The 10,685-nt window shown below is 44.0% G+C and carries 7 protein-coding genes; 6 read left to right on the top strand and 1 reads right to left on the bottom strand.

The window, feature by feature from the left end; all coding sequences use genetic code 11:
- The coding region (locus HMPREF2685_RS10940; protein ID WP_148130428.1) for an LPXTG cell wall anchor domain-containing protein at nt 1-172 on the top strand (172 nt) is incomplete at its 5' end.
- 435 nt (nt 173-607) lie between these two features.
- Here HMPREF2685_RS10940 and HMPREF2685_RS00115 read toward each other — a convergent pair.
- Entirely contained in the window at nt 608-4,495 is a 3,888-nt protein-coding gene (locus tag HMPREF2685_RS00115) for a glycoside hydrolase family 66 protein (RefSeq protein ID WP_070464552.1), read from the bottom strand.
- 364 nt (nt 4,496-4,859) lie between these two features.
- Between HMPREF2685_RS00115 and HMPREF2685_RS00110 the strand changes: the two genes are divergently transcribed.
- The 5 genes from HMPREF2685_RS00110 to HMPREF2685_RS00090 all read left to right on the top strand — a co-directional run bounded on the left by HMPREF2685_RS00110 (nt 4,860) and on the right by HMPREF2685_RS00090 (nt 10,660).
- Nucleotides 4,860-5,726, top strand: a complete 867-nt coding sequence (locus HMPREF2685_RS00110; RefSeq protein ID WP_003008955.1) for an ABC transporter permease — start codon at nt 4,860-4,862, stop codon at nt 5,724-5,726.
- Nucleotides 5,723-6,487, top strand: coding sequence for an ABC transporter ATP-binding protein (locus HMPREF2685_RS00105; protein WP_070464549.1), 765 nt, complete (start codon nt 5,723-5,725; stop codon nt 6,485-6,487). The genes HMPREF2685_RS00110 and HMPREF2685_RS00105 overlap by 4 nt, the downstream gene beginning before the upstream one ends.
- Nucleotides 6,488-7,399: 912 nt before the next feature.
- Nucleotides 7,400-7,942, top strand: coding sequence for a hypothetical protein (locus HMPREF2685_RS00100; protein WP_070464546.1), 543 nt, complete (start codon nt 7,400-7,402; stop codon nt 7,940-7,942).
- A gap of 203 nt (nt 7,943-8,145) precedes the next feature.
- Nucleotides 8,146-9,807, top strand: a complete 1,662-nt coding sequence (locus HMPREF2685_RS00095; RefSeq protein ID WP_070464543.1) for a ribonuclease J — start codon at nt 8,146-8,148, stop codon at nt 9,805-9,807.
- 70 nt (nt 9,808-9,877) lie between these two features.
- Nucleotides 9,878-10,660: an alpha/beta hydrolase gene (locus HMPREF2685_RS00090; RefSeq protein WP_070464541.1), complete on the top strand. Its 783-nt coding sequence runs from the start codon at nt 9,878-9,880 to the stop codon at nt 10,658-10,660.
- Nucleotides 10,661-10,685 lie beyond the last annotated feature (25 nt).

Raw genomic sequence — 10,685 nt, 5'->3', positions numbered from 1 at the left:
AACACCACCAACACCACCAACACCACCAACGCCGCCAACGCCTACAACTCCTCCAGCTCCAGCACTTCCTGAAACTGGTGAAGAACAATCAGCATCTGCTGCATTGTTAGGTGCTGCACTTGGTATGGTTGGCCTTGCGGGACTTGCAAAACGCAAAAAACGCGAAGACTAAAATTGAGGTGACATCAGCAAACTTGTTGATGAGGTGACAATTTTAGATCCAACAGGAAGAGGCTTTGCTCGAAAGAGCAAGGCCTCTTTGTTTGGTATTGGAAACTTAGAAAAACATGCATAAATGTGATGAAAAAGTTTCAGTAAAATTCTATATATTCATTTCATTCGGTTACTAGTTTCAGTAAAATTCCATTGACTTGAAGTAGAGAAAACAGTATACTAGTAAAGCAATTTGATCTTTCAAACTGCCGGCAACAAGGGGAATGAATCCACTTTGAATTGGAATACAGTAGGGTTTGGAGTGGTAGTACTTCACACCCTTATTGTCGTCAGTCACCCTCATAAAAGGGATCTAGACTCTGAATGAGTTGTATAAATATAAAAAAACTTCCTTGGAACAGAATTCCATAGGGAGTTTCTTTGTGTTTGGGATCTACTCTTGTTTCTTTTTGTAAGGGATAAGACTGGACAAACCTGCTAAGAGGCCAAGTCCAAGTAGGGCTAGCTGAGAGGTTTCTTCACCTGTTGCAGGTAGATGAGTTCCTTCTTGAGGGGTGTTAGGAACAACTTCAGGGAGTTCCTCTTTTTGGCTTGTTGTTTCAAGAGGTTTCTCCTCTTCTTTGTTAGAGAGAAGTGTTGATCCCTTTTCTTCATGAGCATCAGTCGTGTTTGCTTTTGTCACGGAAGGAAGAGGGCTGACTGTTTCTTCTTTTTCTGTTTCTGGGGATGGTTGTGGAGTAGGGATTTCTTTGACCTTGTAGGCAAAGATCAAGATGGTTGTTCCCACTTCTACGTTCCCAGTTTGTTCAGCTGCACCGATCCGTTCATAGATGTGGCCGTCGTTGGAGATTTCATCTGGTGCGCTAGCGACGTAATGGGTTCCATTGTCCACATTTGTTGCAACAGCAAGCTCTGGTTGCAATTCAGTGTTAGTATCTTGGATGACAAATCGCGCGATGACCGTTCCTGTAGCTAACTTGTAATCATAGATGACAGTTTTCATTCCCTTAGTGACTGTGCCACTTGGATCAGCAGAATCAGCACGGTGTCCAACTAGATGGTAGATACGACCATCTTTTGTGATTTCTGTTGGGGCCTCACTGCTGTACTTGGTGCCGAAATCTACCTCTGTAGCAAGGTCTTGCGCCTCTTGCAGATCAGTGTCGCCTCCCTCAGTGAGGAATTGTACTCTGACCGATCCTTTGGTGATAGTGTAGGAAATAGCAGTATCAACTGTTGGAGACTCAGGGCTTGGAAGAAGATAGCCTTTTGTTTCGTCAAGAGGATCCACAAGGTTTAAGACTTGTCCACGAGCATCTTTTGGCTCTAATCCCTCCACGTACGAAAGGATAGCAGTGGGAGACAAGATGGCGGTTGGATTTGTGGGATCATTTAGATAAGGGATCTCTTTTTGAGCATGAGCTGGTTCTTTACCAGTAGCATAGCTGATCCTATAAGCCCCGACTGGGCGATAGATGACCGTATCTGTGATGTCTGCTGCATCAGCATGAATGCCAGTATGTTCTCCTGCTTTTGTCAGATCAGAAGTGATGGCATCTGTTGATTCTTCTGCTACGACAACATAGCCTTTTTTGACGGGATTTTCAAGAGCTGCAAAGCTTGTACCGTCTTGAGCTGTCCAGTCTTCAAGACTTGTCTCGCCCGTCACCAAATTGATGGTACCTTTGCGAGTGAAATGAAGGCTGTCAGTTTGGTCAGCTATTCCTGCAGGCTGGCGGTTAGATCCATCCTGGTCCTCTGTTACATAGGTCACCGTACGGGTCACTGTTTCAGATAAATGATCCAGATCAGCCGTTGTTTGACCAGCTGGAGCTAGAGGAGTTGGATAGACACGACCTTCGCTGTCTCCTGGAACAACTTGACCGGCTTGGATGGGCTGTGTTGCAGAAAATTCTACAATTTTTGGTGCCAAGCGGACAATAAACTCTTGAACGCCATCTTCATTGGTGTTGGTAGCGTCGCGGTCAAAGTTTGGTTGTCCGTCTGCATCGAAGCCATTCTCTATTAGTTCATAGCCTTTCTTCAAATAGTTGGCAATGGTTTCTTTTGTAGAGTAGTTGATCTTTTCACCTGTATGACCAACCAAGTCACTGGAACGCTCGAGCTCAACTCCGTTTTCGTCTTGATAAAGAACATGAGCGGCTTCATTGAGTTTGACGTAGAGCATATCCCATACATCTAGACTAGGAACATCGATAGCAGCCATCCATTGGCCAGCCCCTCCGTCATAATAAACATTTGCGCTTGTTTCTCGGAGGTTGATGTTGTATTTTCCTTCAACAGCATCGGGTGTTGCCCAGTAAATGCTGGCGTGTTCAGCCTGGTCTTTTGTGATTTTTCCGAGTGGAACAAAAGCTTGAATATTGGTCAATTTTTCGGTTGTATTCACAGCGCTGTTCCATTTGTTTTCAGTGATGCCGACCAAATTGATCAAGTGAGCAATCCGATCACCCGTCTTGGTTTCTTTTGTAATGGTATAAACGGTTCCAGGTTGAACTCCATCAGCATTATCCAGGTTGGATCCGATGAAGTTGCCGTTCACCAGTACATTGGTATTGTCTACAATCCGACGAGTATCATGCGCCAAGGTTTCGCGCCCGCGGAGAAGCTCTTGGTAAGCAACGATGAATTCTTGGTAGTTGAATTCTGTATTGGCAAAGTCAGCATTGACTGGTAGGTTTTGATTGAGATACCATTCTGCTTGGATCACCCCAAAACCTTTAGCATCTTGAGAAGTATTGAGGGCAGCAGTTGTCATATGGTAACCACCGCTCGCTGCGATAATAGCATCTGTCAGCAATTCGTTGTCTTTGCTGAGGGCTGATGCATTTTTACCACGATGGGTATAGGCTGCGATGATAGGAGATTTCCCCTTGTATAAATCACGCATCCGTTCGGTAAGGCGCGTCAAGGCTTGGTAGGTAGAGTCATAGGCAATGCTATCTCCCCAAACTTCCGCATAAGGTGCAGAGACATTGGTCTTGCCTAGTCGATCAGCATCTCCAGTAGAGATATCGTTGATCATGAAGTCATAGCCTTCTTTTTTGAGGGCCTCTGTCGCAGCTGTGGCCAGTTCTGGATAGTGTTCGCTCAAAGAGAAGCTTTTTCCAGGTTCACTGACTTTTTCCACCCAGTTAGAGCCCATGGTATCCCCTTGCCATCCATCAAAATTCCCTTCTTTCATGGCTTTGGTCATGACTTCAATGATAAATTTTTGCCAATTTGGATCACCCGGATCGAGAAATTGTTGGATATCAGTCGCTGTGACATCACCCTTTTTACCGAAGTTGAAATGGTCTGCTAGATTGCGAACAATGGCACTTTTCACTTCATTTGGGACCCCTTCTTCGAGGGAAACTGCGTAAATCATGTTATACAGCATGGCTTTGGCACCAGTTGAATGGACATGAGCCACTAGCTCTTTGACTGCTTCTGTATCGATGACAGGTAAGTAGGACTTGCGCTTGTCAGGATCTGTTTCGCTATTTGGAATCAAGAAAGTCGCCCAGTCTTGAGTGAAACGTTCAACATTTGCTGGGAATGGGTTGGCAGGTGTATTGTAAACGTCGTAGAAGAAGTAGTTGTTGATGTGCATATTGGCCAATTGGTCAATGCTATTCTTGTAGCCTTCTACCTGATCATTGGTGATGGAGTTGTGATTGTCTTTAGAGCCGGCGACCACCCCATAACGTGGGTAGATCGTCCAGTCATCTTCAACAGCAAGACCCGCTGCCTTATGAAAGGCTTGGGAACCATCTGCTTTCTTACCAAGAACATCTACGATAAATCCAGCATTAGGTGAAAAGACTGTACTTGGAATTGTCAGTTCGCCACCTTCAACGTTTTTCTTTTCATAAATGACCTGATCTAAATGAGAGACAGTGATATCAGAAGAAACCACTTCAGGGTTGTTGATGGAGATCCGAACGTCTTCCCCACTTTTATAAGTCGCTTTATCAAAGGTGACGTCGTTGGTGATTTTTGGAGTATTATAAGTAGTTGCTGGAGTTGCACTGACCGGTTGAGTGGCAGTTACAGTTGGTGTTGTTTCCGATGGCGAAGAAGTCGCTTCCGTCGTAGCACCTTCCTCACTAGTAGTGGTAGGAGTACTGGTATTGGTTGCTACTGGTTGAGCGGTTGCTGTGATTTCAGAAGTCGGACTGGTGTTGACCTCGTCAGCCATGGCAACAGAGCTTACCATCAAGGCTCCAAAAAGGGTAATCATAGAGACCAATGCCTTGTTGCGTTTGCGGAAATAGCCGTGCCCTTTTTCAGAGACACTATTTTTTTGTTGTTTCATTTTTTTCTCCCACATACAGTCTAAATAAGTAAATCAACGTTTCTGTATTATTTGTTCATTTTATACCAAATAAGTATACGATTTTTCACTAGATAGTGTCAATTTTGGAAAGAAAGTGAATTTGATGTTTTCATAAAAGTGCCAGAAAATAGCTTTAAATGTGAGTTTTTAAATATTGATATTTATATCCAAAAAAATATTTACAAAAAAATGAACCGCAAAGATAATTTGATTCGTTTTTTCGATATAAAATTGAACAAAGCGCAAAAGTAAAAAAATAAATGCAATGAGAAGCATCAATTTCCTATAGGTTCTCCTCCCTATTTATGATACAATTAAACTACTATTATCGAAGGGAGAAACTATGATTAATTCAATTGTTTCACAAGGTTTGATTTGGGCCATTTTAGGGTTAGGAATCTTTATGACGTTCCGAATTCTAGATTTTCCAGATATGACGACAGAAGGGTCCTTCCCGCTTGGAGGAGCGGTGGCGGTGACCTTGATTACCAAAGGGGTCAATCCACTCCTTGCAACGCTGGCTGCTATTGGTGCAGGGTGCTTGGCAGGGCTTGCGACGGGTCTTCTCTACACAAAAGGGAGAATACCGACACTCTTGTCAGGGATCCTTGTAATGACGTCTTGTAACTCGGTTATTCTCTTTGTCATGCAGCGGGCTAATTTGGGACTTCTGGGCTATAAAAAAATTCAGGAATTTCTTCCTTTTGCCAGTGGGTTCAATGAGATCCTGATTGGTTTAATTTTCGTAACGCTTGTGATCCTTGGTTTGATCTTCTTCTTAGATACACGCTTGGGTCAAGCCTATATTGCGACAGGAGACAATCCAGATATGGCCAAGAGCTTTGGGATCAACACCGACAGGATGGAATTGATGGGCTTGGTCATTTCAAATGGGATTATTGCTCTTTCTGGTGCACTGATGGCCCAGCAAGAAGGCTATGCGGATGCTTCACGTGGGATTGGTGTCATTGTTATCGGGCTTGCCAGCCTCATTATTGGAGAGGTTCTCTTTTCAAATGTCACCTTGACAGAGCGCTTGCTCAGTATTGCAATCGGTTCAATCGCCTACCAATTTTTGATTTGGGCCGTGATTGCACTTGGCATCAATACCAGCTATATCCGAATCTTCAGTGCCTTGATCTTGGCTATCTGCCTGATGATTCCAACCTTTAAGGGAAAAATCATGAAAGGAGCGAAACTCAGTAAATGACAGCAATTGTAGAATTAAAAAATGTAACCAAAGCTGTAAGCAATGGGATGAATGAAGAAAAAGTCATTCTGGATGATGTCTCCTTGGAAATTCGAGAGCATGATTTTATCACGATTTTAGGGGGCAATGGAGCTGGAAAATCAACCCTCTTTAATACCATTGCTGGGACACTTCCAGTTAGTAGCGGGAAGATCTATATTCTAGGGGAAGATGTGACCAACTACTCTCCTGAGAAGAGAGCCAAGTACCTATCTCGTGTCTTTCAAGATCCTAAAATGGGGACAGCGCCTCGCATGACGGTTGCGGAAAACCTCTTGGTAGCGAAGTTTCGCGGAGAAAAACGTGGCTTGATTCCGCGTCACTTGGCCAGCTATAAAGAAGAGTTTCAAACAGTCCTTGCTAAGATCGGCAATGGCTTGGAAAATCATATCGATACAGCCGTTGAGTTTCTATCAGGGGGGCAACGACAAGCCTTGAGTCTGTTGATGGCGACACTGAAACGTCCAGAACTCTTGCTTCTAGACGAACACACTGCTGCCTTGGATCCCAAAACCAGTCAGGCGCTCATGACCTTGACGGATGAGTTTGTGAAACAAGATGCCCTCACAGCTCTTATGATCACTCACCATATGGAAGATGCTTTGAAATATGGAAATCGCTTGATTGTCATGAAAGACGGACACATCGTCCAAGACCTCAATCAAGAAGAAAAAGCCCAAATGACCATCGCAGACTACTATGAATTATTTGAGAAAGAATAAGATACAAAGGGCGTAGCGGATACAGTCAAAATAGGGAATACGACGCAGAATCTTCAGATTCTAGGAGGATTCATCTTTTTGACACAATCCGCAGCCCGTGTTCATTTAATAAGATACAAAGCCCGTAAAATGGGAGTAGGACAGAAGCGACATCACTTAGGTTGTTTGATGTAGAAGTAGTTTGTCTGCATGCGAGAGAGTGGGACAGAAATCGGTAATTCGTTAGAATTCGATTTCGTCCTCCCACCTCCGCACAGTTAAGTAGGACTGTAAAAGCTGATGAAAGCAGCGTAGTAGAGCCCACTCAACCACTGCGTCTTGCTCGACAATCCAAAAATAATTGAGAGGCTAGGACTTTTGTCCCAGCCTCTTTTCTTTTTCTTAAATCATCAATAAAACCGCATAAAAATTGGAACTAGTTTCAGCTGAAATCGCTTGCAAATACTCAGGTAGGTGAGTATAATATAGTTAGAAAGATAAAGAAGGGATTGATACCAATGCCTTATCGAGTTAAAATTTAGGTTACTTCGTTTTAGGCCTGTTTTGCTGATATCTGTTCATGCTCTTATCGTAAAAGAGCAGTTATGTCGTGTGTGTCGGATCGGTTGGACGGTCGGGCGAACCTGCTTAGTTTGTCCGGAGACATAAGAAAACGTGGAAATAGTAGGTAGAAGCTTTTTATAAAGGTTTTCAAACTTCAATGCGTCCAGTCGAAAGCTCATAAATTTAGATTTGGGATAGCAAAGAAAACCTCTGGTATTTTACACAAATACTATTAAATGAAATCAACATCATAAACATTGTTTTGTTAGCCAATAGGTTAATTGCACCAAGTCAGCGAAGCAGACCAGGCCTCTAGTCCCGTAAGACTGGAGGCCATTTTTTATAAAATACCCAGGAGGAGGTGAGAGTATGGGATTGTCATATGCGCAAGAATATAGTTGTCGTGACCATTTTCGGCAAAGAGCTTTTGAGCGCTTTGGCGTAGATGATCAGCACCTGAACAGGTGGATCAACCAACACCTCCCCTCCCTCTCTCCTTATGATAGTAATGTGGTTCAACCAGCTAATACAGAAGCTTATGTAGCCAGTGATGGCGTCATCTTTGTCTGTAATATCAAAAGTCGGGAGTTTATCACCTGTTTTAAGGCAGTTAATTACCAAGAATCTAAAGAAGAAGAGGAAGCTTATACGGACATTCACGAAAGCAATGTCGCTTCCTTCAAAAAAGATGTGAACCACCTAGTCAATCGCTACCGACTCAAGGAAGCCAAAGAGCTGTTTGAAAACATTGGGGAGGACTTGGATGATTTTTATCGCCTGTCCCAAGCGGTCAAGAACGGCCAATTGAGCGAGCGAAATAGTAAGCGCCTAGAGGAATTATTAGGCAAGTTTCATGTGATCAAGGCAGCCATGCGGATCATTGAAAATAAACGGGGAGATTATCATTTTTAGGGTCTTTTCCCCCTAAAAATAGGCGCCTAGAAGTCCTCTCATCTACTTTAGATGAGAGGACTTTTTTGCCGTAGAAAGCTTTTTGAAAAAAAGAGAAAAAAATTGTATAATAGAGTGGATATGCAAGTATTTGCAAAGCTGTAATTCGACTTGGGTGACCAAGGACCGTAAGTATTAAAATAATCACACTAAAGGAGACAACAGTGAGTAGTATTAAATTAGTTACTCTTGGTGGTGTTCGAGAAAATGGGAAAAATCTCTACGTTGCCGAAGTGAACGATTCAATTTTTGTCTTGGATGCAGGTTTGAAGTATCCAGAAAATGAGCAACTTGGGGTGGATGTCGTTATCCCCAACATGGATTATCTATTTGAAAATAAGGACCGTATTGCGGGTGTTTTCTTGACTCACGGTCACGCGGATGCCATTGGGGCTCTGCCTTATCTTTTGGCTGAAGCAAAAGTCCCTGTATTTGGGACAGAGTTGACCATCGAGTTGGCTAAACTCTTTGTCAAAAGCAATGACAGTGTTAAGAAATTCAACGACTTCCATGTCATCGATCAAAATTCTGAGATTGATTTTGGCGATGCCGTCGTATCTTTCTTTCAAACTACCCACTCCATCCCTGAAAGTATCGGGATTGTGATTGGCACTCCTGAGGGCAATATTGTCTACACAGGAGACTTTAAATTTGACCAAACTGCCAGCGAGTCTTATGCGACGGACTTTGCTCGCCTAGCTGAGATTGGACGTGAGGGTGTGCTTGCCCTCTTGAGTGATTCGGCCAATGCGGATAGCAAGATGCAAGTTGCTAGTGAGCAAGAAGTGGGCGATGAAATCCTGGATACCATTGCGGACTGGGATGGTCGTGTCATCGTAGCGGCGGTAGCCAGCAACCTTTCTCGGATCCAGCAGGTCTTTGATGCTGCAGCTGGGACTGGCCGCCGGGTGGTCTTGACAGGGTTTGATGTGGAAAATATCGTCCGCACAGCCATCCGCTTGAATAAATTATCTCTTGCCAACGAAAAACTCTTGATCAAGCCAAAAGAAATGAGCCGTTTTGAGGATCATGAATTGATCATTTTGGAAACAGGCCGGATGGGTGAACCGATCAATGGTTTGCGTAAGATGTCGATTGGTCGTCACCGCTATGTGGAAATCAAAGATGGGGACTTGGTCTACATTGTCACAACGCCGTCTATTGCCAAAGAAGCAGTGGTGGCACGTGTAGAAAACATGGTCTATCAAGCAGGTGGAGTTGTCAAATTGATCACGTCAAGCTTGCGCGTATCTGGTCATGGAAACGCGCGGGACTTGCAGTTGATGATCAACCTTCTTCGTCCTAAATATCTCTTCCCAATCCAAGGGGAGTACCGTGAATTGGATGCCCATGCACGAGTGGCGATGGAAGTCGGTATCTTGCCTGAAAATATCTTTATTCCAAAACGCGGAACGGTGATGGAGTATGAAAAGGGTGACTTCGTTCCTGCCGGTAGCGTCTCAGCAGGCGATGTCATGATTGATGGGAATGCCATTGGTGATGTGGGCAATATCGTCCTTCGTGACCGCAAAGTCTTGTCAGAAGACGGGATCTTTATCGTGGCGATCACGGTGAATCGCAAAGAGAAGAAAATTATTTCTAAAGCGCGCGTGCACACCCGTGGTTTTGTCTATGTCAAGAAAAGTCGGGATATTCTTCGTGAAAGTTGCGAATTGGTCAACCAAAGCGTCGAAGATTATTTGAATCAAGATAGCTTTGACTGGGGTGAGTTAAAAGGTTTGGTACGCGACAACTTGTCTAAGTTCTTGTTTGAACAAACCAAACGCCGTCCAGCCATCCTACCAGTCGTGATGGAAGTGAAATAATAGTAGAAAACGAAACGCTTGGCGGCCCGAGGCTTGCCGAGTGTTTTTAACAGTAGAAAGAGGAAATCAAATGGCAGTTATGCAGATTGAGTATTATTCAGAAGCCTTGAAGATGGAGTGGGGCGTGTCCGTCCTTTATCCCGATACATCGCGCGTGGAAGATCCAGCGGATACCGATATTCCAGTCCTTTATCTCTTACACGGGATGAATGGCAACCACCACTCTTGGTTGAAACGGACCAATGTGGAGCGCATTTTGCGAAATACCAATCTGATCGTGGTCCTACCCAATACCAATAATGGCTTTTACACAGATACCCAGTATGGCTATAACTACTACACGGCCATTGCGGAGGAATTGCCAGAGACTCTTTCTCGCTTCTTCCCTAATATGACCAAGAAACGGGAGAAAACCTTTATTGCTGGCCTATCCATGGGTGGCTATGGATCGATGCTCTTGGCTCTCAAGACAAATCGTTTCTCCCATGCGGCTAGTTTTTCCGGTGCTCTAAGTTTCCACGATCGGGATTTTGAAAACAATGACTTGGAACAACCAGCTTTTTGGAAGGGGATCTTTGGAGAGATTGAGGATTGGACGACCAGTCCCTACTCGCTAGAGACTGCTGCCAAGAAGTTTTCAGATAAGAAGACCAAACTCTGGATCTGGTGTGGGGAGCAGGATTTCCTTTATGAGGCCAATAATTTTGAAGTCAAGGAACTAGAAAAGTTAGGTTTGGATGTCACCTATACCCACAGCCCAGGTAAGCACGAATGGTTCTACTGGGAACGTGAGTTGGAGCACTTTTTACAAACCCTACCAATCGACTTTGAATTGGAAGAACGGTTAAAATAAGATACAAAGGGCGTAGCGGATACAG

Source organism: Streptococcus sp. HMSC074F05, assembly GCF_001808725.1.
In the GTDB taxonomy this organism is placed as follows: domain Bacteria; phylum Bacillota; class Bacilli; order Lactobacillales; family Streptococcaceae; genus Streptococcus; species Streptococcus parasanguinis_I.
This window is presented reverse-complemented; position numbering and strand designations above follow the sequence as displayed.

What these genes read in the sequence shown, in the direction of transcription:
- HMPREF2685_RS00115 (WP_070464552.1), bottom strand. Translation starts at nt 4,495, where the DNA reads ATGAAACAACAAAAAAATAGTGTCTCTGAAAAAGGGCACGGCTATTTC.
- HMPREF2685_RS00110 (WP_003008955.1), top strand. Translation starts at nt 4,860, where the DNA reads ATGATTAATTCAATTGTTTCACAAGGTTTGATTTGGGCCATTTTAGGG.
- HMPREF2685_RS00105 (WP_070464549.1), top strand. Translation starts at nt 5,723, where the DNA reads ATGACAGCAATTGTAGAATTAAAAAATGTAACCAAAGCTGTAAGCAAT.
- HMPREF2685_RS00100 (WP_070464546.1), top strand. Translation starts at nt 7,400, where the DNA reads ATGGGATTGTCATATGCGCAAGAATATAGTTGTCGTGACCATTTTCGG.
- HMPREF2685_RS00090 (WP_070464541.1), top strand. Translation starts at nt 9,878, where the DNA reads ATGGCAGTTATGCAGATTGAGTATTATTCAGAAGCCTTGAAGATGGAG.